Origin of the sequence: Bacillus sp. FSL K6-1338 (assembly GCF_038006965.1) — a bacterium.
Lineage (GTDB): Bacteria > Bacillota > Bacilli > Bacillales > Bacillaceae_G > Bacillus_A > Bacillus_A thuringiensis_S.
Map to the genome: position 1 here is coordinate 1,775,967 of NZ_JBBOWI010000001.1, position 22,787 is coordinate 1,798,753.

Here is a 22,787-nt window from a genome sequence, read left to right on the forward strand (position 1 = left end):
TTTTTAATTTGAAGAAAGGAGTAGAGTGGATGAAACGGTTACTAAGCATAATTGGTGCAACTATATAGGGGGTTCATCTGCTTTTGCTTAGGCTGAAAACTACCTCTTTAATTAGAAGTAAAATACATTCAAAGGAGATAGGCCAATGAATTTCTGGGAAGTTGTTTTGATAGTAGTGAATTTTAGTCTATTGAGTTGGATACTGTTAATAGGCAGAGAAACGAAAAAGTGGTCTAAATTAGCTACTTTGATTGCCGTTGTAATGGTTACAGTTCAGTTATTGGCAGAAGGTTTTAGGTGGCAGATGATTCCGGCATATGTATCCCCAGTTATCTTAATTTTATGCTATTTATTAACTGGGCGGAAAAAGGGCTGTAGAAGTTGGGGTATATTCATAGTTAAGACCTCGTTGCTATGTATCTATTTGTCTGTAGCAGTGGCGCTACCTTTACTTATGCCAGTATTTTCATTTGAAGAACCAACCGGCCCACATAGGATCGGTACGAAGGTATATCATTGGATTGATCATCAGAGAAATGAAGCATATTCGAAAAATCCAACCGATCGGCGCGAACTGATGGTGCAAATTTGGTATCCTACAGCTGAAAAAAGTAAGGGGGATCCAGAACCTTATATTCGTAACAGAAATGAGCTTTCCAAGGGATTGGAAAAAACATTGTCCATTCCTGCATTTGCATTCAGCCACATGGAATTGGTAAAATCTCATTCGTTTATGGATTTACAACTCTCAGATTCAGAGAATCATTATCCCATATTACTTTTCTCTCATGGTTTTAATGGTTTTCGTAATCAAAACACGTTTCAAGTTGAGGAGTTGGCTAGTCAAGGATATATTGTTCTAAGTATCGATCATACCTTTGATGCTGCAGCTACCGTCTTTCCAGATGGTCGAACTGCTTACGTACAGCCCATCAATTTAACTGATGAAGGGGATAGCCACATAAAATTATGGGAGGAAGATGTCAGCTTTGTCCTTAATCAGATAGAGAAACTTAATCAAAACGATGAGACCGGCTTCTTTACAGGAAGAATGGATACTTCGCGAATTGGAATGTTTGGTCACTCTTACGGTGGAGCTACCGCAGCACAAATACTTGCAAAAGATTCTCGTGTCAAAGCAGCTATCAATATGGATGGTACATTGTATGGAGAAATCTTTCCTGAAAGTGGAATTGGAAAACCATTTCTACTCATGAGTGCAGAAGAGCCTGATGAAGCAGATCCCTATGAAGTGAGGGAGCGATATGGACGTGGGTTAGCTGGTGGTGGTATGTCAATGGTCATACCTCATACGGATCATACAAGCCTCACTGATTTACATTTGTTCTCCCCTCTGTTGCAGAGTCCAGGTGAAAATCCAAAGGAAGTTCATCGTATTATCAACGAATTCAGCCTGGCATTTTTTGACCAGTATGTAAAACAGAAGGATGACGGCTCAACCCTTAAAAGGCTGATGACCAAATACCCGGAAGTGAATTTTAAAGTAAACCGATAACTTTATGCAGAAAGAAGCTTCATTATAAAACATTCAGTAATTAAATGAAGTGCAACCGGATTTAATAAAAGTAGAAAAATTACTATAAGTATTAATGCGTCATGAAAAATAGTTTAAAAAACCTAGATAAGGTAATCAATTTCTCTACTAAGAAAGCGATTCGAACCATTTCCTTTGGTTCTTGTATTTATTACATTAAATAATTTAATTTCTTCATCGTTATCTAAATAATGAAATGCTAAAAATGAAACATTCAAAGTACTATCAGTTTCAGTAATATAATTCTTTTTGAAAAGCTACATTCAGCATCTGGACACTTTATTTGAGATTGTTTATTATAATATCAAATGATATATTTTTCTATCAAAAATGACGAATTTATACAGAAAAAGGGAGAGATTGACGATGAAGAAAGACTTGTCAGCGTTGAAGGAAGCGAGATTTAATGCAATTCTTGATTCGGCTACTATATTGCTTGTTGAAAATCCTACTGCTTCGATGAATGAAATTGCGGAATATGCGGGAATTGGAATTGCTACACTCCATCGCTACGTCGAAAGCAGGGAGAAATTGATGCTGTTCTTAGGCCATCGGGCTATACAACTGGTAAGTGATACTGTAAACCAGATTCCACTGGATGAGGAAAGAAGCGAAAACTATATCCCGGAACTCATTGAAGCGTTAATCCCTTTAGGTGACAAAATCTATTTTCTAGGTCATGATGCATCTGTATTTAACAACAAAGAATTAGGTAAAGCAGAAGAGAAGCTGAGGGAACCCTTACGACGCGTTATTGAGCTGTTACAACAAAGAGGTTATTTTCAGCAAACGGTTAGCAGCGAATGGATTTTGAATACGCTTTATGCTCTGCTTTTCCATACTTGGGAACAGGTACATGAAGGAAATGTGGCTAAAAAATCTGCTGCAGAGCTTGTTTTAAATACATTTTATTATGGTTTTAAAGCTAAGGATGATTTGAGAGGTAAGTGAACTGATTCAAATCCATGATAATTAATATCAATAATACAGAAAGCGAAAAGGAGGACTGGGAAATGAATCAAATCTCTATTGTAAAGGCTGTTCATCAATCCATGGTCGGCGCCCAGTTAAATGTAATGGCATTGGAATACATGGCGTTTCCACTTGCAGGATCTGAGGAGAAGAACACAGTCGAAGGGACATTTTGTAAGCTCTGGCGGCAGGAGAACAACCGTTTTAGTCATCAATACGCTTATGAAGCTCAAATGGACGGGAAAACTTTAGGGATGATTACTTGCTATCCCATACCCGTTTTAAACCGTCTTGCCTGGTCCACTTTTAAACAGCTGCTTTCATTCCGAAAGCTGGGTTTTGTTATTTATAACATTTTGAATATCAAAATGCTTTATTCCATGTTTACCTTGAAGGAGGGAGAAGATGACGAGTTTCACATCGGAACAATTGCCTTATTGCCCGAAAGTCGAGGACTAGGGATAGGTACCAGACTACTTAAGTTTGCCGAGGAACAAGCTTCCCTGCAAGGCTTTGCCAAATGCTCTCTGACGGTAAAGAAAGAGAATCAACTTGCCATTAAATTGTATCAGAGGATAGGCTACCAGATTACAGGCGAAATTAATAAACCAAAGTTATCGTTGTACAGAATGGTCAAAAACGTAGAATCTTACAACCGTTTATAAAAAATTTGTACCGTATCAGGATACTGCCACATACCTATCAACTGGAATATTCTGAATTATCAACAAAATAAAAATGGACTTTTTGTTACAAGTTAATACAAAATTTCGTTCTGGAGGCACTAAAAAATTTTAGCTTGATAGTGATGGGATGGGGCCTCTATATAAAAAAACACAGTTTACACTCAAACTGTGTTTTTCGACGTACAATGATTTATCAACATCTCTTATTATTCTTTAAAATCTGCAACAGAACCAGGATTTCCCCTCAAAGTATAAATTCCAAGGGGAACCGTTTTTTTTATTTACTTATATACGTACAGCTGTACCACTGACAGCAACCATTAACATTCCATCACGAACAACTTCGTAATCTACGTCAATACCAACGATAGCGTTCGCACCTTTTTCTTTTGCAAGTTCTTTCATTTCGCCCATTGCAATATCACGAGCGTCTTTTAGCTTACTTTCATAAGCACCAACACGGCCACCGACAACATCACGAACGGAAGCGAATACATCGCGGACAATATTTGCACCCATAATAGCTTCACCATTTACAATATCAATATACTCAATAATCTCTTTACCTTGAATTCCAGAAGTTGTTGTTACAATCATGACTGACACTCTCCTAATATCTTATAATTTTTGATTAGCTTTCTTATGCCATAGAAAAAGTATTTTTGGCACCAGAAACAAGTCTAGTTTCTTACAGAATGAAACCAAGGCAATTGTTTAACATGTGTATCGCTATAACATATGCAATGGATCTTTTAGAAATAAGATAAGCCGCAGTAAGTATCAACGATCCAGGTAAATAAATAGCAATATCCGAAAGTTGGTTCGTATGAAGAAGTGTAAAAATCATAATCGAAATGATAGATGCAATAGCAGTACCAATATGGTAAGAAAAACGATTTATTAATATGTGACGAAACACAATTTCTTCAAGTATTGGACCCAGAATACCAAATACAAGCAATGTAAATACAAGAGGTACCTCCGCACCCGTTTCAAGGAGCTGCTCTTGGTTCTCTGGTTGACCAGTTGCTAGAAAACGCATAACACACTGTTCCACAATTACCGTAAATAAAACTACCATAGGAATACTTACTATTTTCAAAATTGTCTTCTCTTTAAAATAAGTAAAACTTTCAATAATTTCTTTCCTAAAGAAAATGATTCCTACAATAGCAAGTACAGTAAAACCGATGGCACTAAGAACAAATTCTGATTCAACTAAATTGACATTAGCTAAAAGTGATATGCCAAATAATATGTACAAGCCAATTTGAAATGGTACAAACATTGTAAAGATTATGAGCATAATGATTTCTTTTTTATTCATTTTTATAAAGTTCACTGTATTGCCCCCATAATTAAATTACCTATAATTTTTGATTTTTCTCTCTGCATAACGTTCTCCTTCTAAATATATTTATATAAGATTATAAACCGGACGGTTCGGTCCGGAACCTAATGATACTATAAGTTTCTAGTTTTTTAAACCCTTTTTATAAAGTATTAACAAAATCCAAATGGAAAAAAAGCAAATATATTTATATCTCAGTTTCTTTGGTACAATTTAATTCCAGTAATCATTAATGATTACCCTTTTATAGAATGAAGTGAAAGTGGGGATAGTTCAAACACTTTAGCTAAACATATTAATCAAAATTATATATAATAATCATATGTCTATACGTTAAATTTAACTATATATTTTTACACCTACTACGAAGTTAGGTGAAATTAGTTGTATAACATGACTGAATTAAATAATTGGTCATGTTAATTTTGACAGAAAATTCATTTGAATGATATAGATAATACAATTTGATTAATCTCTTTTCAAACTGTATTGTTTGAGGTTCACATAATATAGGGGTTGATAAGATATTTTCGCTTCAAACTTCTTTATACTTACAAAAAAATTCAAGAAAATAGATGGTAAATATCACCTGGAATATTAAGCTCGTTTTTATTAGGAGGATTACAAAGCATGACTAAAGTTGATAAGGTTAAAGAAAAAATTATTGAAACATCTTTATATTTATTTAATACTAATGGGATAACTCGCACATCCATCCAGGATATAATGACAGCTACTGAACTACCTAAAGGATCTATTTATCGTAGATTCAAAAGTAAAGAAGAAATTGTCCTTGCTGCCTACGACAAAAGTGGTGAGATTATGTGGAGTCATTTTCATAAAGCAATGGAAAATAAAAAGACAGCAATCGATAAAATCCTTGCAATTTTCCTTGTATATCAAGATGCAGCTAATAATCCTCCTATTGCTGGAGGCTGTCCATTACTTAATAGCGCAATTGAAAGTACTGGAGTATTTCCAGAATTACAAAAAGCAGCAGCGAAAGGTTATGATGATACAGTAATGTTAATGGCTTCTCTCATAAAAGAAGGAATAGAGAAACAAGAACTTAAAGAAGATATAGAGGTTATATCACTTGCTTCCTTTCTTGCATCTTCAATGGAGGGGGCTATTATGGCAAGTCGAGTATCTAACGATAATATACACCATCATTATTTTATTGAACAAATAAAACATCATCTTTTCACTTATTCTAAATAAGTGGGAACTTGCATTGTTTTCATCCAATTTTTATAAAATTAAATTGAATACATACCTCTTATAACCAGTATCTTCTGTTTATAAGGGGTATTTGAATAGTTTTTAGACGATGGTTTATGTTTCTTATTGAACGGTTTCATTGTATATAATAAGTGGAATATAAGTTCAGTTAGATAAAATTCGGTAGTCGAATTTTTTTGCATAAAGCTGTATAATGCTTGTAACGAAAGGGAAATACAGGAAGGGATTTGTAATGAGTTACTATGGAAAAAGATAAACAACAATTAAGCGTTGAAGTTGCAAGATTATATTATCAATCAGATTATAGTCAGCAAGAAATTGCTAACAAATTAAATATTTCAAGACCGACGATTTCTAGATTGTTAAAGTACGCGAAAGAAAAAGGGTTTGTTCAAATTAGCATCGCCGATCCATTTGCGGATTTAGATAACGTTGGGAATTTACTAAAAGAAAAGTACAACTTGTTAGAGGCACATGTTGTGTTTTCTCCAGTGCCAGAATATGCAACGATTACAGAGTATATTAGTAAATATGCAGCTGAGTATATGGAAAAGACGGTTAAAAATGGTGATATCGTTGGTGTAAGCTGGGGAATGACAATGTATGAAATCGCTAGAAAAATCGTACCGCAACATGTAAAAGGGATAGAGGTTGTCCAGCTAAAAGGTGGCATTAGTCACTCGAGTGTAAATACATATGCGAATGAGACGATAGCTTTATTTGCAGATGCTTTTCAAACGACGCCAAGAAATCTACCTCTTCCAGTTATATTTGATAATGCAGTGACAAAAGAATTAGTAGAGCAGGATCGACATATTCATCACATTATCGAAATGGGGAAGCAAGCGAATATTGCAATTTTTACTGTAGGAACAGTGCGAGATGAAGCGCTATTATTCCGATTAGGTTATTTCGATAAGGAGGAAACAAGTTTACTCAAAAAACAATCGGTCGGTGACATTTGTTCACGTTTCTTTGATGGAGACGGAAATATTAGTAGTGAAGAAATTAATAAGCGGACCATTGGAATTGAGTTAGAGGAACTGAAATTAAAGAAACGCTCTATTTTAGTTGCAGGTGGTAATAGAAAAATAAAAGCAATTGATGGTGCGTTACGTGGCGGGTATGCAAATGTATTAATTATCGATCAGCATACAGCAAAAGAATTGTTACATTATCAAAAAGATTAGAAATAAAAGGCGTTCTCAAAATGTTAATTTTGAGAACGCCTTTTATTTTGTTATGTATGAATGATAGGTGTTTTTTTGAACACAAATTGCCTTTTTAAAAATAATTATGGATATGGAGATACATACTACCATTGTTAATATAAAAGTTTTGATTTTAAATAGGAATTGTTTCTTAGTTAGAATGCGCTTTATTTACTACAAGAAAATTCCTTTTAAAAAAGAATGAACAAAATTTCAAAAGTGTATTTACATTTGTTCAACTAAGAGTTAGAATGAAGTTGTTAAAAGATATGAGGAGTGAAGATAATGAACATTGCAAAGTTAATTGACCATACAATTTTAAAAGCTAATACTACTAAAGAAGATGTTATGAAAGTAATCGAAGAAGCAAAGGAATATAAATTCGCTTCTGTTTGTATTAACCCAACATGGGTAAAATTAGCGGCTGATGAACTAGCTGGACATGATGTAGACGTTTGTACTGTAATCGGTTTCCCATTAGGAGCAAGCACTACTGAAACAAAAGCATTTGAAACAAAAGATGCTATCGCAAAAGGTGCAACTGAAGTTGATATGGTAATCAACGTAGGCGCTTTAAAAGATGGCGACAACGAACTTGTTGAAAAAGATATTTATGAAGTAGTACAAGCAGCAAAAGGAAAAGCTCTTGTAAAAGTAATCATTGAAACTTGTCTATTAACAGATGAAGAAAAAGTACGCGCTTGTGAATTATCAGTAAAAGCTGGTGCTGACTTCGTAAAAACTTCAACTGGATTCTCAACTGGCGGAGCAACTGCTGAAGATATCGCATTAATGCGTAAAACAGTAGGACCAAACGTTGGTGTAAAAGCATCTGGCGGTGTTCGTACACGTGAAGATGCAGATAAAATGGTAGCTGCTGGAGCTTCTCGCGTTGGAGCAAGTGCTAGTGTTGCAATCGTATTAAATGATGCAAAAGGTGCTACAGATAACTACTAATCGATAAAAGGTTAAAGCAATAGATATACGTTTAAAGTATATCTATTGCTTTAACAATTAAAAAAAATGTAAGCGGATACGAATGGGAGGAAACGGCTTATGAAATACTTAATCGGTGTTTTTGGCCTCGTATTGATTTTAGGTATCGCTTGGCTTGCTAGTAATGATAGAAAGAAAGTCAAATATCGTCCAATCATAACGATGGTTATATTACAATTCATTTTGGGGTTTCTATTATTAAATACAAGTATAGGGAATATATTAATTAGCGGAATAGCAGATGGTTTTGGAGAGTTATTAAAATATGCCGCTGACGGTGTGAATTTCGTATTTGGTGGATTAGTAAATCAAAAAGAGTTTTCGTTCTTTTTAAGTGTATTAATGCCAATCGTATTTATATCAGCTTTAATCGGTATTTTGCAACATATTAAAGTATTACCTATTATTGTGAAATCTATCGGTCTAGCATTAAGTAAAGTAAATGGAATGGGGAAACTAGAATCATATAATGCTGTTGCTTCTGCGATTTTAGGACAATCTGAAGTATTTATATCAGTTAAGAAACAACTAGGGTTATTGCCAGAGAAAAGAATGTATACATTATGTGCATCGGCAATGTCTACAGTTTCTATGTCTATCGTTGGATCATATATGGTGTTATTAAAACCACAATATGTTGTAACCGCTTTAGTGCTTAACTTATTCGGTGGCTTCATCATCGCTTCTATCATTAACCCGTATGAAGTTACTGAGGAAGAAGATATGTTAGAAGTACAAGAAGAAGAGAAAAAGACCTTCTTTGAAGTATTAGGGGAATACATTATTGATGGATTTAAAGTTGCGATTACAGTAGCAGCTATGTTAGTCGGTTTCGTTGCTCTTATCGCATTCATTAATGCAGTATTTAAAGGTGTAATCGGTATTTCATTCCAAGAAATTCTTGGTTATGCATTTGCACCATTTGCATTTATTATGGGTGTACCTTGGCATGAAGCAGTTAATGCCGGAAATATTATGGCAACAAAATTAGTATCAAATGAATTTGTCGCAATGACAGATTTAGCACAAGGAAACTTTAATTTCTCAGATAGAACGACAGCAATTATATCTGTATTCTTAGTTTCATTTGCAAACTTCTCTTCAATTGGAATTATTGCAGGTGCAGTTAAGAGCTTAAATGAAAAGCAAGGGAATGTAGTCGCAAGATTTGGTTTGAAATTACTATTCGGTGCAACGTTAGTAAGTTTCTTATCAGCAACAATCGTTGGCTTATTATTTTAATAGATTCATATAATATAAAAAGGAATGGTGATTGTAATGAGAATGGTAGATATTATCGCAAAAAAACGTGACGGCAAAGAACTAACGACTGAAGAAATCAAATTCTTTATTAATGGATATACAGACGGAAGTATTCCTGATTATCAAGTGAGTGCGCTTGCAATGGCAATCTTCTTTAAAGATATGACAGATCGCGAACGTGCAGATTTAACGATGGCGATGGTTGAGTCTGGAGAAACGATCGACTTATCAGCAATTGAAGGAATTAAAGTAGACAAACATTCAACTGGCGGTGTTGGTGATACAACAACTTTAGTATTAGGACCATTAGTTGCTGCTTTAGATGTACCAGTAGCAAAAATGTCTGGTCGTGGTTTAGGACATACAGGCGGAACAATTGATAAATTAGAAGCGGTAGAAGGATTCCACGTTGAAATTACGAAAGAACAATTCATTGATATTGTAAACCGTGACAAAGTAGCTGTTATTGGACAAACAGGAAACTTAACACCTGCAGATAAAAAGATTTATGCATTACGCGACGTAACAGGAACTGTTAACTCAATTCCTTTAATCGCAAGTTCAATTATGAGTAAAAAAATTGCAGCTGGTGCTGACGCAATTGTACTTGATGTAAAAACAGGTGCTGGTGCATTTATGAAAACAGAAGAAGATGCAAAAGAATTAGCACATGCAATGGTACGTATCGGAAATAATGTAGGACGTCAAACTATGGCTGTTATTTCGGACATGTCACAACCGCTTGGTTTTGCGATTGGTAACGCTCTAGAAGTAAAAGAAGCGATTGACACGTTAAAAGGTGAAGGTCCAGAAGATTTAACAGAATTAGTACTTGTATTAGGTAGCCAAATGGTCGTACTTGCGAAAAAAGCAAATACGTTAGAAGAAGCTCGTGAAATGCTAATTGAAGTGATGAAAAACGGAAAAGCAACTGAGAAATTTAAAGAGTTCTTAAGCAATCAAGGCGGAGACAGCTCGATTGTAGACAATCCAGAAAAAATGCCACAAGCTAAGTATGTAATTGATGTACCTGCAAAAACTTCAGGTGTTATTTCTAACATTGTTGCAGATGAAATCGGTATCGCAGCTATGTTACTAGGTGCTGGCCGCGCGACAAAAGAAGATGAAATCGATTTAGCGGTAGGATTAATGTTACGTAAAAAAGTTGGCGATGCAGTAAAAGAAGGCGAGCCATTCGTAACAATCTATGCAAACCGTGAAAATGTAGAAGATGTAAAAGCAAAAATCTATGAGAACATTTCTATCGCTGAAACAGCAGTGGCTCCTAAATTAGTTCATACAGTTATTACTGACTAATCATCATTACATTATTTTTAGGGGGAAATAATATGGATAAGAAAAAATATATTGAAGAAGCAAATAAGATGTTAGCAAAAGCATATATTCCGTATTCAAAATTTCCTGTTGGTGCAGCATTAGTTACGAAAGAAGGTAAAATCTATACTGGTTGTAATATAGAAAATGCTTCTTACGGTCTATGTAACTGCGCAGAAAGAACAGCGATCTTTAAAGCAGTATCAGAAGGGGAGCGTGACTTTAGTTACTTAGTTATTACAGGCGAAACTGATGGACCGATTTCACCATGTGGTGCGTGTAGACAAGTAATTGCTGAATTCTGTGATCCGAAAATGCCTGTATTATTAACGAATGTAAAAGGTGATGAAAAAGAAGTGACTGTTGAGCAATTACTTCCAGGTGCTTTCACAATTGACGATTTAAAATAAGTTAAAAAGCCATTTTGCAATTATTAATTGCAGAATGGCTTTTTTGTTCATATTCCGTTCATAAACTTTGCGTAAAATGATTGCAGCGAATATGGAAAGTTTACAGCAGGAGGAATATAATGAAGAAATTCTATAATGCGGCATGTAGTTACTTATTGGTTTATGATTTTGTTAAAAAAGTCATTTAAATAGATAGGAGTGGAAAGTATGATAGCACTTTTATCAAGTGTCATAGCGTTTTGTATGGCTGTTGGAGTAATGTTTCTACGTTTTAAAGCAGCGAAAAAGCCGGTAACGAAAAAGAAAATTATATTACCACCAATTTTTATGAGTACAGGCGCGATGATGTACTTTTTACCAGAGTTTCGATTAACATCGTTAGAAATAGTCGAGGCAATTAGTATAGGGCTTATTTTCTCTATTTTTCTTATTAAAACAACTAAGTTCGAAATAAAAGGCGAACATATATTTATGAAACCGTCAAAAGCATTCATATTTATTTTAGTAGGCTTATTAGCTGTACGCGTGGCATTAAAGTCATATTTAAGCCAATCAATTGATTTGGCAGAGTTAAGCGGAATGTTTTTCTTACTTGCATTTGCGATGATTGTGTCGTGGAGAATTGCGATGTATCGCTCGTTTACTAAATTAGAAAAGACAATAAACAGAGCTGGAATTTCTATATAGGAAATCCAGCTCTGTTTATGTTTTATTGAAATTCTTTAGCGCGGAACTCATTTGCTTAATTTTAAACGTATTTGAGCATCTTGTAATGCAACTGGTGTAACGTTAAGACCATTAGGATCAACAATTTTTGTATTTAATAAAATGGAATCTAGGCTTCCACGAAATGTTTCTGTATAGTTTTGACGCAACATTTGTTGTTCTTGTTTTTCATCAACTGTTAATCCAGATGTTCTTTCTTTTTTTGATAATTCATTAATACGGAATAAAATGTTTTGCATTTTGTTCACCTCTTATTTAAATTTAAATTAGTAACTTACTAATTTATAGTTATTGTAACTTGTTTAGTTGTCTGTGTCAATACTATCTAAAATTTAGTTAAAAATTGACGAAAAATTATAACAATAATAGAATGAAGTGTATTGAATAATTAGTTTCACAATTATACATAAAACGCTAGGGGGATTATTATGAAATCAACATTTTTTGCTCAAAATAGAGAACGATTAGCAAACACATTACCAGAGGAATCCATTACGATTTTATTTGCTGGACAAGCACCTCATATGTCAGCCGATGCACATTATAAATTTGTACCGAATCGTAATTTTTACTACTTAACGGGAATCGGTGAACCAAATGTTATTTTTATGCTGAAAAAGTTTGGGAATAGTGTAGAAGAGACACTTTTCATTGAAAAATCAGATCCAGTAATGGAAAAATGGGTTGGGAAAACAGTTTCTAGCGAAGAAGCAGAGGGAATTTCAGGTATAAAGAAAGTTGTATATTTAGATAGCTTTGAAAAGACAATGTCAAATATACTTTTTACAGAAAATGCGAAGCATCTATATTTAGATATAGAAAGTCGTGAGTGGAATGGTATGGAGACAAAAACATTAGCATTTGCTAAACATGTAAGAGAAAAATACCCACACGTAACAATTGGTAATGTATATCCGAACATTTGTGAATTACGAGTATTTAAAACAGAAGAAGAAATTGAAATTATTAAAGAAGCGATTGCTATAACGAAAGACGGTATTTACAACGTACTTAAGCATGCAAAAGCAGACATGATGGAGTATGAATTAGAAGCACAATTTGATTTTACACTGAAATCATCTGGCATTAAGCACCATGCATTCAATACAATTTTGGCGAGTGGGAAAAATGCTACAGTTCTTCATTATGAAGATAATGATGCACAAATTCAAAATGGTGATTTAGTATTGCTAGATTTAGGCGCTCAAAAAGACTACTATAACGCTGATATTAGTTATACATTCCCGGCAAATGGAACATTCTCTAGTCGCCAAAAACAAATTTATAATATTGTATTAAAAGCATTAAAAGAAACAACAGAGATTATTAAGCCAGGATTAAAGTTCGCTGCATTAAATGAGCATACAAAAAAGGTACTGGCAGAAGAGTGTAAAGCAATTGGTTTAATTCAAGAAGATGAAGAGTTATCAAAATACTATTATCATGGTGTCAGCCATTTCCTTGGTTTAGATACACATGATGTAGGAACATATAAAGATAGAGTGTTAGAAGAAGGTATGGTTATTACGATAGAACCAGGTCTTTATATTGAGGAAGAGTCAATTGGTATTCGAATAGAAGATGATATTCTTGTAACGAAAGACGGGTATGAAAACTTGTCAAAAGATATCATTAGAGAAGTTGAAGAAATTGAAGAATTTATGAGTATAAATAATGAACATGTAAAAGGAAACCAAGCTGTAGTTAAATAATAAAAAGTCATCACTAATTTATTTGAACTTTATCTCGAATCGCGGACAATTAAAAAATCCATGATTCGGGATAGGGTTCTTTTATCTTCGAAATACTAATCTTTAATTATTAATCCTAATAAAGTTGCAAACTGAACAGCTTGATATGTTGATACTTTACATCCTCTTAAATCGTTCACTGAAACTGTAAGCGTATCAAAGCTAGAAGAACTAATATCTATCCCCTTCAGTGATGTCTGATCAAAATTAGCTTCATCAAGACTACATAATTGGAATTCAACTTTTTTAAGTTTACAGTCAAAAAAATCTGCAATATTTAATGAAGTTTCATTGAAGATGATTTTTTCTAGTTTGGAATTTCCAAATGCCGCTAAATTCAAAATTGAATTCTCAAATTTAACATTTCCTAAGCTAGATTCTGTGAAATTTACTCCGATTAATTTACTGTTTTTAAATTCGACTCTGTGAACAGAAGAATTGCTTAAATTAACATTTGATAAATCACAGTTTTCAAAACAAACATCTGTAATATCAATATTGCTAAAGTCTGTATTAGTAAACTTACAGTTTTTTATCACCGCATCATATAATCGTACTCTATCTACAGATTCATTTTCGAAAGTGGAGTCTATAATTTCACACACTTCCAATGTTGGATCTTCTTCATAAAAAATATCTTGAAAATTCTTTGAAGATAACTCTGGTGAAATTTTTGGTCTATCAATTTTCATCGTATATCAATCCTCTTCTATTTGATATATTTGTGTAATTTGAGTCTATTGTCTGTGAAGAACATTAGTTCTTATTATACAAAAATCTAAGTTCTTTTGTGAAGAGCATTTTAGCTACATTTTTCTTATTTAATAATAGAAGTGTTATTGTTTCTTAAGAAATAACGTCAAAACAAATACGAGAACGGCTAATATAGTCGCTACAAGGAAAGCATTTTGTATTTCTAAAATATTCGCCTCTTGTAATGTCTCCACTTTTAGTAATCTTCCAATTAGCTTACGTAAAATCTAATTACATCTCCTTATTTTCTTGAAAATCAACTTCTATAATGATTTTGAAAAAGGAGGGATTTTCCATGAAGCGATTTGTATTAAAAGCTGTTACGGTCTCTGTAATATTTTTAATTGCTGCATGTTCTTTGGCCACAAATACAACAAATGATCATAAAAATATGAAAGATAAAAAAACAATACAGACTGAAACAGCTACAAAACCATTGAAGGTTGAAAAAGGACCAGAAGTTACTTTAATAGCGAAAGAAGAAAAGCAAAAGTTAAGTAACGGTGTTATTGTTCCAGTCTGGACATTTAATGGATCATCTCCTGGTCCAGAAATTCGGGTGAAAAAAGGTGAAAAGGTGAAAGTGACATTAAAAAATGAATTATCTGCACCAGTATCTATTCATTGGCATGGATATCCTGTCCCAAATAACATGGATGGAATTCCAGGCGTGACACAAGATGCAGTTGAACCAGGAAAAAGTTTCACTTACGAATTTGAAGCGAACGTACCAGGAACGTACTGGTATCACTCGCATCAAGATTCTGTAAATCAATTAGATAGAGGTTTGTATGGAGCGCTCATTGTAGAAGATACAAAGGAAAAATATGATAAAGATTACACATTAATGTTGGATGAATGGGTTACAGATAAAGAAGAAATGAATAAGCAGTTAAAAGAAATGACAAAAGGGCAAATAGGTAATAAATCTAAAGGTAATGAAAATGAGGAAAAGAATGATGATAAGAACGGCATGGATCATTCTGGTATGGACGTGGGCAGTGATCAAAAAGACTCTAGTAATATGGAAGGAATGGACCATGGAAATATGAAGATGGAAGGTCATGATATGAGTATGTATGATTTATTCACAATCAATGGAAAAAGCGGTGATTTAGTAGTGCCATTGAGAGTGAATAAGGGAGATAAAGTTCGTTTTCGACTCGTTAATGCTGGTTATCTATCACATGATATACATGTTCACGGTCATGATATAAAAGTAATTGCGACAGATGGTCAACCAATAAACGATCCAAAAGTTATAAAGGATAAAGTAATTTCAATCGCACCGGGCGAACGTTATGATATTGAATTTACTGCTAATAAAACTGGGAAATGGTATGTTGAAGACCATTCGAAAAATAAAGGTGCAAAAGGAATGAAAGCTGTTATTGAATATGATGGCAGCAAAGAGATGAAAGATAAAGCAGACGAAAAAGAAAAATTACCGAAAGTAGATATAATGAAATATGGTACTAAAAAATTAGGTAGTTTCACGTTAAATCAAGAGTATACTGCCACATATAATATGGACTTAAATACGCAAATGAATGGAAATGAAATGGTATATACAATTAACGGAAAGGTATTTCCGGATATTGACCCAATTCAAGTAAAAAAGGGTGATTTAGTAAAAGTGAAGTTGGTAAATCGTTCTAAAATGGATGATCACCCAATGCATTTACACGGGCACTTCTTTCAGGTGTTGAGTAAAGATGGAAAACCGATAAAAGGTTCTCCAATTGTAAAAGATACATTGAACTTAAAACCAGGAGAAGAATATGAAGTAGCCTTTGTAGCAGACAATCCCGGTGAGTGGATGTTCCACTGTCACGACCTACATCATGCTTCAGCAGGGATGGTAACGGAAGTGAACTATACAGATTATAAATCTGACTATGTTCCAAACCAAAACATTCCTAATAAGCCAGAATAATAGGAAGCAGTTATCCTATGGATAGCTGCTTATTCATTTTTGTTGCAAGTACTAATGTATATGTTGATTATGCCCAGGTGCAGGAGTATGATCTGGGAATGTCGCGAATACGGCAACGATAATTACTACACTAATTGAAAGTAATAACAAAAAACGCTGTTGGATAAAAGTAGAAAAGTTCTCCGATAACAATTGAATCACACAGGACATAGTAATCGTTATAGTAAGTAAAAGGCTAATGAACAATATACTATGAGCTTGTTGAGCGTTTAACATTTCTGTAATCATTGCTCCCATCATACTTGCCATTAATCCAGAGAACATTCCTTCTAAAGCAGTATATAGGTGAAAACGTAGACCCACTAAAAAACCGATAAAACCACTAATTAAAATAGCAAGTAAAGTAGAATATAGTAATTCCCCCTTAAAGAGAATGCCTAAATAAAAACCAATACTTAAACCGATACTCATACTAAAAGACATAATAAATACCATATACTCCATTAGGGTACCCTTACGTTTGGAAATATTGGATGCAATAAGAATTGAGGTACAGCAAAGTGTTAAGGTAGTTAACGTATAAGCAAACATTATGATACCTCCTTGTCCTATCGTTCATTTCATCATATGTGTACTTATGATAATTTATATCTGCATATTATCTGCACAATTTCATAGATGTAAGCAAAGAGAAGTTTGATTTTGTTGGGGGGTCCTTTTTAAAAAGAATTATACAAAAAATGAAATTTATGCTTTTGTAATTATTAAATTGATCTAAAGTTATTTTACATTTTTATCTTGTTTTTGGAAAAAAATGTGCTAAAATGAAAGTAAGTAAACACTAACTAACATAATTGTTTTATAATACTAATAAGGAGGGATAAAAAACTAAAATGACAAAAATATCAGCAAAAGAAAGAATATTAGAAGCAGCAATTTCCTTGTTTGGTGAGAAAGGGTATAGTTCGACGACAACCCGTGAAATTGCAGAAAAAGCAAAAGTAAGTGAAGTAACTATTTTTAGACATTTTGGTAACAAGGAGAAGTTATTTAAAGAGGGTATTATTTTGAAAACTACACCTGTTGCAATACTAGCTGATTTAACAACCAAACTAACTGGAGATGTAGAACATGACCTAAATTTATTAGGGAATATTTATATGGAAATTAATATACCAAAGGTTAGTCAAATTTGGGCTGTTCTTATTGAAGCTAGACAAAATGAAGAAATGAAAGGGTTATTTAATGAAATTAATATGCGCTTGATAGATCACTTAGTTACCTATTTAAATAAATTACATGGTAAAGGTGAAATCCCATTGAAGGATTTTAAATTGATTTCTGCTATGTTTTATGGTCAATTATTTACCTACTTAATCAATATGGTGGCAATTGGAAATGATGAGATGAACAATGTTACAAGTGAGCATTTTGTTGCTACCTGCGCATCAATGTACAATAACTATCTTAAAGAGTCAAAGTAAAGTGTAAAGGAGGGTTGAGATGGGAGGAATAAATTTATTTTGTTTCCCATTTGCGGGAGGATCATCAACTTATTATATGCGATGGCAGAAGTATTTGCATCCTGGGATTGATTTGAAAATAATAGAGTTATCTGGTAGAGGAAATAGAATCACTGAACCGTTATATGAAGAATTTGAAGAGTTAATTGATGATGTATATATGAAAATTAGAAATCAGCTACTAGAAAAACCATATGCCTTATTTGGGCATAGTATGGGAAGTTTAATTACATATGAGTTAACAAGAGTTATACAGCAGAAAGATAATAATCTTCCTGTACATCTCTTTTGTTCAGGAAGAAATTCACCTAATAAAAAATCTATAACTTCTATGCACAAATTACCCGATGAGGAATTTAAAAATGAGGTTCTTCTTTTGGGAGGAACACCTAAAGAAGTGTTGGCTTGTGAAGAATTAATGGAGATTTTTATGCCGATTTTGAAATCAGATTTCAAAATTGTTGAAAATTATGAACATAGATTTATATATGGAAATGAAAAAGTCAGAGTTCCTATGACTATTCTTAATGGTATTCAAGACCAGTTAATTGATATTAAAGAATTAGAGGAATGGAGAGAATTTTCTACTGAACAATGTTCTTTTCATTTGTTTAATGATGACCACTTTTTTATAAATAAGCATGTTGGGGACATTACCAAAATTATAAATAACACATTAATTGATGAAAAAAATTATCATCAATTAAAAATAATCTAGGGGTAATCGAATGAAAACATTAATAGAGATGCTAGAATCTAAGAGAGAGATTAAGAATAAAGGTATTACCATAATAATGAATAGTAATACAGAAAAATTTATATCGTTTGAAAATTTATACAAAAAGTCAAAAGGCGTTTTATATAATTTACAAAAAAAAGGTTTAAAGCCCCAGGATGAAGTGATTTTTCAAATAGATGATAATGAACAATTTATGTACTTGTTTTGGGCATGTATTTTAGGAGGGATGATTCCTGTACCTATTACCGTAGGGAACAATGATTTGCATAAAATGAAGGTAGTAAATGTATGGGGGAACCTTTCGAATCCTTATATTGTAACCGATAAAAAAACACACCAAAAGTTAAGTTTATTTTTACGAAATTCCGATATAAAAAATGAAGAAAAGATGATTGGTGAAAAGGTTATCTTTATAGAAGAATTAATAAATGTAGTAAAGGAGGGGGTAATTTATTCTTCTAAGCAACAAGATATTGCTTTTATACAGTTTTCTTCGGGTTCTACAGGGGCACCTAAAGGAGTTATTCTTACTCACCATAACTTACTTACAAACATTAGAGATATTGTTAAAAGAATAGAAGTTGGTGAATTATTCAATGTTAAGTTGGATGCCTTTGACCCATGATATGGGATTAATTTGTTGCCATCTTATGCCTATATTTAAGGGGATTAACCAAGTGAATATGAATCCATGGCTGTTTATTCGCAACCCGATTTTATGGTTAAAGAAGGCAAATGAATATAGAACTACAATATTAAGCTCACCAAACTTTGGGTATCATTATTTCTTAAAATATTTTAAAGAAAAATATGCAGAGAATTGGAATCTTTCATGTATACGATTAATTTTAAATGGCGCTGAGCCTATCGCTATTAATACAGTTAATGAATTTTTGAAACGTATGATACCATATGATTTAAAAACTACATCTATGTATCCAGTATATGGAATGGCGGAAGCTACTGTCGGTATTTCTGGCCCAAAAATAGATAAAGAAATCAATCCAATCTATTTACAACGTCAAAATTTGAATTTTGGTAAAAAAGTAAAAGAAGTGGGTAGTGAAAGTGAAGATGCGGCTCCATTTGTTGCAGTAGGATTTCCTGTAGATTCTTGTCAGGTTAGAATTTGTGATAATAAAAATAATGTTATGGAAGATATGTATATTGGTAATATTCAAATTAGAGGGGATAATGTAACGCAGGGATATTATAACAATATAGAAGCAACAAATGAAACAATAACTAGTGATGGTTGGTTAAAAACAGGGGATTTGGGTTTTATGATGAATGGTGAAATCGTCATTACTGGTAGAGCTAAGGAAATAATAATTATAAATGGACAGAACATATATCCACATGATATTGAAAGAATGATTGAATCACTACCTTCTATGGAATTGGGAAAAGTTGTAGCTTGTGGAGTGTTTAATGAACAAAAACATACAGATGAATTAATTCTATTTATTTTGTATAAAGGAAAGATAAGAAGTTTTATTCCATTACTTCACCAAGTAAAACAAATTATACAAGAAACGTTTGCGATACCTGTAAAAAATATTATTCCCATAAAAAAAATACCTAAGACGACTAGTGGGAAAGTAAGAAGACTCTTTTTGGCACAATGTTATCGTGAAGGTATGTACACTTTATTATTGGAAGAAATTAAAAAAGAGCAAAATGGGTTAGAATTGATAGATAATATACAAGTTGATTCTATTGATTATGTTGAAAGAAAAATGCAATCATTGTGGGAAAAGGTTTTCGATAAAACTATTTTAAGACCTACAGATAATTTTTTTGAAATAGGTGGAGATTCTTTAAAGGCAAATTTATTAAATAGTATGATAGAGGAATCGTTTAATCTCTATATCCCTATAAATAAACTATTTGAGGCTCCTACAATTATTGGGATGTCGAAGGTAATAAAGTTAAGTATGGGCGATGTGATTTCTCCAAAGGGAATAACAGTTAACAAGGGAGCAAAAAAATATGAAGCTTCATTTGCTCAAAAGCAGATTTACATGCATAGTCAGTTGTATGACAACAAACTTTTATATAATTTACCGCATGGAATCTTTATAGAAGGAAAGATAAATTATGATAAGTTTCAACAAGTGTGCGAAAAATTAATAGCAAGACATGTTTCATTAAGAACATCATTTTTATGGGAAAATCAAAATCTGTTTCAAATAATTAATGACAAGTTAGATTTATATGTGGAATATTGTGAAATCAAAGAGGCTGAAGTAGATAATTTAATTGCAGACTTTGTTCAAGAGTTCGATTTAAAATGCGCGCCATTAATGCGTATAAAATTGATTAAAATTAATACGAATAAGTATTTAATACTTTTTGATATTCATCATATGATTGCTGACGGAACAGCAATAAAAAATCTAATTACAGAAGGAATACAGCTATATAAAGGAAATAAATTAAAGCAAGATATGCTGCAATACTATGATTATTTAGAATGGAGAAACTCACCTGATCAGAAAAAGAAAACGTCTTCACAATTAAACTTTTGGAAAGAAGAGTTTTTAAATTCAGTTCCCGTATTGAATTTACCTACTGATTTTAATCGGAGTCCTGTAAAAAAAATAACAGGTGAAAAAGTTGACTTATTTCTCACTGAGGAGATGACACAGCAGATAAGAATGTTTTCAAGAGCACAACAAGTAACACCATTTATGTTTTTTCTTGCAGCGTATAATGTATTACTGTCGAAATACTCACATCAAGAAGATATTGTTATTGGCGTGCCCGTAGATGGTAGGAAACAACCAGATTTATTTTCAGTAGTAGGGATGTTTGTAAATAGTCTTCCATTAAGGAATTATCCTAAAGGAAATAAGCAATTTGATGAGTTTTTAAATGAAGTTAAAGAAAAAAATATAAAAATGTATGGGAATTCAGATTATCCATTTGAGAAGTTAGTGGAACAGCTCGATATAAATAGAGATCCATCAAGAATGCCTCTGTTTGATGTGATGATAAATTATTTAACTCTAGAAAATGAATTGATGGATAACCTAGATGTTAGTTGTAATTTATATGATATAAACAATAATATTTCTATGTTTGATTTAAATCTAATAATTAATGAAAAAAGAAAAGAATACAGGCTTACTATGGAATATAGTACGGATTTGTATAAAAAAGAAACAGTAAAACTTATGCTAGAAAGATTAGTTAATATTATAGAACAAATTATAGGAAATCCGAAGTTAAAGCTTGAAGAAATTGAACTTTTAACTAAATTAGAGAGAATGAGAATAGTAGAAAACTTTAATAAATCAAAAAGACATATCGTGGCAGAGTTTAATTTTTAATAAAAGGAGAATTAATATGCAAGAAAACAATATTTATTTTTGGTCTCCTATAATGCATTGGGAAAAGAGTGAAGGTCGTATTATCATAAATGAATATAATGCACCTACAGTTGCAGTTGAGGTTTTTCCTGAATTTTATTTTTGTACTCAGAATGGAATTGAAATCGACGAACTAATTGATAGATTTTCTAATATAGATGAAAAAGAAATACAAGAATTGATTATGTTTTTAATTGAAAAAAAAGTTTTAATTAAATCTATTTTAAATCCAAAAGATTTGTTTGAATCTCAGACTAAATTATTTCAAAAATACGATGAGAATCTTATGTTTGATAAAGAAAAACTGGATGTTTATACAAACGTACAGTTAAATCGTATGTTTAAAGGTTGTAAAAAAACGAAAATAGAACTAATTAAGCCAGATGACACAGTTCTATCCATGTTTGAAAGGAGATCACAGCGCGTTTTTGATGAGACTACCAAGATATCTCAAGATGTTTTTTCAAACTTATTCGGAGTTCTTCAGCAAATTAAAAACAAAAAGGAAGTTAAGTATGCATATGGTAGTGCGGGAGGATTATACCCAATTGATATATTTATCTATATTAAGAAAAATAGAGTTGACGGGGTTAGAAGAGGATTGTATTATTACCATCCTGTCAGTCATAGTATATATCTTGTTGATGATATGGCTTTAATTACTAAAGATGTACATTTCTATAATAATAAAAATATATTTGAGTCTTCAGCATTTTCTATTTTTATGATATATAATTCTGAATCTTCTATGGCTAAGTACGGTGGGAACGCTTATTCATATGCTTTAATTGAAGCAGGAATTATTACGGCAACACTAACATCTGTGGCTGAGCATCAAGGTATAGGTTTATGTTCAATAGGAGATTTACACTTTGATAAGGTTAAAAAATATTTTAAGTTACAAAGGAATCAAGTGTTACTACATGTTATTGAAGGTGGATTAAAATTAGAGCAATAGAATTTA

General features: G+C 32.6%; 22 protein-coding genes. 17 read left to right on the forward strand and 5 right to left on the reverse strand.

Annotated elements, in window-relative coordinates; translation table 11 throughout:
- Positions 1-145: 145 nt before the first annotated feature.
- From NZ044_RS09355 to NZ044_RS09365, 3 genes are all read left to right on the forward strand, one after another.
- Positions 146-1,516 carry an alpha/beta hydrolase family protein gene (locus NZ044_RS09355; RefSeq protein ID WP_001012298.1) on the forward strand — a complete coding sequence of 457 codons (1,371 nt, stop codon included), beginning with the start codon at positions 146-148 and terminating at the stop codon, positions 1,514-1,516.
- A 405-nt stretch (positions 1,517-1,921) separates the two neighbouring features.
- Complete coding sequence (locus tag NZ044_RS09360) at positions 1,922-2,506, forward strand: TetR/AcrR family transcriptional regulator (protein WP_000710982.1); 585 nt, start codon at positions 1,922-1,924, stop codon at positions 2,504-2,506.
- A gap of 62 nt (positions 2,507-2,568) precedes the next feature.
- Positions 2,569-3,192, forward strand: a complete 624-nt coding sequence (locus NZ044_RS09365; RefSeq protein ID WP_001071938.1) for a GNAT family N-acetyltransferase — start codon at positions 2,569-2,571, stop codon at positions 3,190-3,192.
- Between the two features lie 306 nt (positions 3,193-3,498).
- On the opposite strand, the gene NZ044_RS09370 is transcribed toward NZ044_RS09365, so the two are convergent.
- Both NZ044_RS09370 and NZ044_RS09375 read right to left on the reverse strand, forming a co-directional pair.
- Positions 3,499-3,810, reverse strand: coding sequence for a heavy metal-binding domain-containing protein (locus tag NZ044_RS09370; protein WP_000637518.1), 312 nt, complete (start codon positions 3,808-3,810; stop codon positions 3,499-3,501).
- A gap of 91 nt (positions 3,811-3,901) precedes the next feature.
- Positions 3,902-4,555: a CPBP family intramembrane glutamic endopeptidase gene (locus NZ044_RS09375; RefSeq protein WP_118961916.1), complete on the reverse strand. Its 654-nt coding sequence runs from the start codon at positions 4,553-4,555 to the stop codon at positions 3,902-3,904.
- 639 nt (positions 4,556-5,194) lie between these two features.
- On the opposite strand from NZ044_RS09375, the gene NZ044_RS09380 reads away from it, so the two are divergent.
- From NZ044_RS09380 to NZ044_RS09410, 7 genes are all read left to right on the forward strand, one after another.
- Positions 5,195-5,785 carry a TetR/AcrR family transcriptional regulator gene (locus NZ044_RS09380; protein WP_000169651.1) on the forward strand — a complete coding sequence of 197 codons (591 nt, stop codon included), beginning with the start codon at positions 5,195-5,197 and terminating at the stop codon, positions 5,783-5,785.
- Between the two features lie 263 nt (positions 5,786-6,048).
- Positions 6,049-6,996: a sugar-binding transcriptional regulator gene (locus NZ044_RS09385; protein ID WP_000409779.1), complete on the forward strand. Its 948-nt coding sequence runs from the start codon at positions 6,049-6,051 to the stop codon at positions 6,994-6,996.
- Positions 6,997-7,302: 306 nt separating this feature from the next.
- A complete protein-coding gene (gene deoC, locus NZ044_RS09390) occupies positions 7,303-7,974 on the forward strand; it encodes a deoxyribose-phosphate aldolase (protein WP_001017441.1) in 672 nt (223 codons plus the stop codon).
- 99 nt (positions 7,975-8,073) lie between these two features.
- Positions 8,074-9,255, forward strand: a complete 1,182-nt coding sequence (locus tag NZ044_RS09395) for a NupC/NupG family nucleoside CNT transporter (RefSeq protein ID WP_000876177.1) — start codon at positions 8,074-8,076, stop codon at positions 9,253-9,255.
- A gap of 36 nt (positions 9,256-9,291) precedes the next feature.
- On the forward strand, positions 9,292-10,593 hold the full coding sequence (locus tag NZ044_RS09400; protein WP_001983022.1) for a pyrimidine-nucleoside phosphorylase: 1,302 nt from the start codon (positions 9,292-9,294) through the stop codon (positions 10,591-10,593).
- A 32-nt stretch (positions 10,594-10,625) separates the two neighbouring features.
- Positions 10,626-11,021 (forward strand): cytidine deaminase, encoded by a 396-nt coding sequence (locus NZ044_RS09405; protein ID WP_000358521.1) that lies wholly within the window; start codon positions 10,626-10,628, stop codon positions 11,019-11,021.
- Positions 11,022-11,228: 207 nt separating this feature from the next.
- Positions 11,229-11,708, forward strand: a complete 480-nt coding sequence (locus tag NZ044_RS09410) for a CcdC family protein (RefSeq protein ID WP_000561066.1) — start codon at positions 11,229-11,231, stop codon at positions 11,706-11,708.
- A 47-nt stretch (positions 11,709-11,755) separates the two neighbouring features.
- Here NZ044_RS09410 and NZ044_RS09415 read toward each other — a convergent pair whose 3' ends face one another.
- Positions 11,756-11,986, reverse strand: coding sequence for a DUF896 domain-containing protein (locus NZ044_RS09415; RefSeq protein WP_001179616.1), 231 nt, complete (start codon positions 11,984-11,986; stop codon positions 11,756-11,758).
- A 189-nt stretch (positions 11,987-12,175) separates the two neighbouring features.
- Between NZ044_RS09415 and NZ044_RS09420 the strand changes: the two genes are divergently transcribed.
- Positions 12,176-13,459 carry an aminopeptidase P family protein gene (locus NZ044_RS09420; RefSeq protein WP_000842961.1) on the forward strand — a complete coding sequence of 428 codons (1,284 nt, stop codon included), beginning with the start codon at positions 12,176-12,178 and terminating at the stop codon, positions 13,457-13,459.
- Between the two features lie 95 nt (positions 13,460-13,554).
- On the opposite strand, the gene NZ044_RS09425 is transcribed toward NZ044_RS09420, so the two are convergent.
- Complete coding sequence (locus NZ044_RS09425) at positions 13,555-14,190, reverse strand: pentapeptide repeat-containing protein (RefSeq protein WP_000687269.1); 636 nt, start codon at positions 14,188-14,190, stop codon at positions 13,555-13,557.
- Between the two features lie 356 nt (positions 14,191-14,546).
- Between NZ044_RS09425 and NZ044_RS09430 the strand changes: the two genes are divergently transcribed.
- Complete coding sequence (locus NZ044_RS09430) at positions 14,547-16,187, forward strand: multicopper oxidase family protein (RefSeq protein WP_017763025.1); 1,641 nt, start codon at positions 14,547-14,549, stop codon at positions 16,185-16,187.
- 51 nt (positions 16,188-16,238) lie between these two features.
- On the opposite strand, the gene NZ044_RS09435 is transcribed toward NZ044_RS09430, so the two are convergent.
- On the reverse strand, positions 16,239-16,778 hold the full coding sequence (locus NZ044_RS09435) for a hypothetical protein (protein WP_098506787.1): 540 nt from the start codon (positions 16,776-16,778) through the stop codon (positions 16,239-16,241).
- A gap of 302 nt (positions 16,779-17,080) precedes the next feature.
- On the opposite strand from NZ044_RS09435, the gene NZ044_RS09440 reads away from it, so the two are divergent.
- The 5 genes from NZ044_RS09440 to NZ044_RS09460 are packed head-to-tail and all read left to right on the forward strand — an operon-like array spanning position 17,081 to position 22,781.
- Entirely contained in the window at positions 17,081-17,671 is a 591-nt protein-coding gene (locus NZ044_RS09440) for a TetR/AcrR family transcriptional regulator (RefSeq protein WP_016122308.1), read from the forward strand.
- Positions 17,672-17,690: 19 nt separating this feature from the next.
- Positions 17,691-18,428, forward strand: a complete 738-nt coding sequence (locus tag NZ044_RS09445; RefSeq protein WP_016122309.1) for a thioesterase II family protein — start codon at positions 17,691-17,693, stop codon at positions 18,426-18,428.
- Between the two features lie 10 nt (positions 18,429-18,438).
- Entirely contained in the window at positions 18,439-19,074 is a 636-nt protein-coding gene (locus tag NZ044_RS09450; protein WP_340949689.1) for an AMP-binding protein, read from the forward strand.
- On the forward strand, positions 19,046-21,784 hold the full coding sequence (locus NZ044_RS09455) for a condensation domain-containing protein (protein ID WP_340949690.1): 2,739 nt from the start codon (positions 19,046-19,048) through the stop codon (positions 21,782-21,784). The genes NZ044_RS09450 and NZ044_RS09455 overlap by 29 nt, the downstream gene beginning before the upstream one ends.
- 16 nt (positions 21,785-21,800) lie before the next feature.
- Positions 21,801-22,781 (forward strand): SagB/ThcOx family dehydrogenase, encoded by a 981-nt coding sequence (locus tag NZ044_RS09460; protein ID WP_086409913.1) that lies wholly within the window; start codon positions 21,801-21,803, stop codon positions 22,779-22,781.
- Positions 22,782-22,787 lie beyond the last annotated feature (6 nt).

Excerpts from the sequence above, each read along its gene's own strand:
- NZ044_RS09395 (WP_000876177.1), top strand. The coding sequence starts at position 8,074 with ATGAAATACTTAATCGGTGTTTTTGGCCTCGTATTGATTTTAGGTATC.
- NZ044_RS09430 (WP_017763025.1), top strand. The coding sequence starts at position 14,547 with ATGAAGCGATTTGTATTAAAAGCTGTTACGGTCTCTGTAATATTTTTA.
- NZ044_RS09360 (WP_000710982.1), top strand. The coding sequence starts at position 1,922 with ATGAAGAAAGACTTGTCAGCGTTGAAGGAAGCGAGATTTAATGCAATT.
- NZ044_RS09440 (WP_016122308.1), top strand. The coding sequence starts at position 17,081 with ATGACAAAAATATCAGCAAAAGAAAGAATATTAGAAGCAGCAATTTCC.
- NZ044_RS09435 (WP_098506787.1), bottom strand. The coding sequence starts at position 16,778 with ATGTTTGCTTATACGTTAACTACCTTAACACTTTGCTGTACCTCAATT.
- NZ044_RS09405 (WP_000358521.1), top strand. The coding sequence starts at position 10,626 with ATGGATAAGAAAAAATATATTGAAGAAGCAAATAAGATGTTAGCAAAA.
- NZ044_RS09420 (WP_000842961.1), top strand. The coding sequence starts at position 12,176 with ATGAAATCAACATTTTTTGCTCAAAATAGAGAACGATTAGCAAACACA.
- NZ044_RS09410 (WP_000561066.1), top strand. The coding sequence starts at position 11,229 with ATGATAGCACTTTTATCAAGTGTCATAGCGTTTTGTATGGCTGTTGGA.
- NZ044_RS09460 (WP_086409913.1), top strand. The coding sequence starts at position 21,801 with ATGCAAGAAAACAATATTTATTTTTGGTCTCCTATAATGCATTGGGAA.
- NZ044_RS09385 (WP_000409779.1), top strand. The coding sequence starts at position 6,049 with ATGGAAAAAGATAAACAACAATTAAGCGTTGAAGTTGCAAGATTATAT.
- NZ044_RS09355 (WP_001012298.1), top strand. The coding sequence starts at position 146 with ATGAATTTCTGGGAAGTTGTTTTGATAGTAGTGAATTTTAGTCTATTG.
- NZ044_RS09450 (WP_340949689.1), top strand. The coding sequence starts at position 18,439 with ATGAAAACATTAATAGAGATGCTAGAATCTAAGAGAGAGATTAAGAAT.
- deoC (WP_001017441.1), top strand. The coding sequence starts at position 7,303 with ATGAACATTGCAAAGTTAATTGACCATACAATTTTAAAAGCTAATACT.
- NZ044_RS09425 (WP_000687269.1), bottom strand. The coding sequence starts at position 14,190 with ATGAAAATTGATAGACCAAAAATTTCACCAGAGTTATCTTCAAAGAAT.
- NZ044_RS09365 (WP_001071938.1), top strand. The coding sequence starts at position 2,569 with ATGAATCAAATCTCTATTGTAAAGGCTGTTCATCAATCCATGGTCGGC.
- NZ044_RS09415 (WP_001179616.1), bottom strand. The coding sequence starts at position 11,986 with ATGCAAAACATTTTATTCCGTATTAATGAATTATCAAAAAAAGAAAGA.
- NZ044_RS09455 (WP_340949690.1), top strand. The coding sequence starts at position 19,046 with ATGTTAAGTTGGATGCCTTTGACCCATGATATGGGATTAATTTGTTGC.
- NZ044_RS09370 (WP_000637518.1), bottom strand. The coding sequence starts at position 3,810 with ATGATTGTAACAACAACTTCTGGAATTCAAGGTAAAGAGATTATTGAG.
- NZ044_RS09380 (WP_000169651.1), top strand. The coding sequence starts at position 5,195 with ATGACTAAAGTTGATAAGGTTAAAGAAAAAATTATTGAAACATCTTTA.
- NZ044_RS09445 (WP_016122309.1), top strand. The coding sequence starts at position 17,691 with ATGGGAGGAATAAATTTATTTTGTTTCCCATTTGCGGGAGGATCATCA.
- NZ044_RS09400 (WP_001983022.1), top strand. The coding sequence starts at position 9,292 with ATGAGAATGGTAGATATTATCGCAAAAAAACGTGACGGCAAAGAACTA.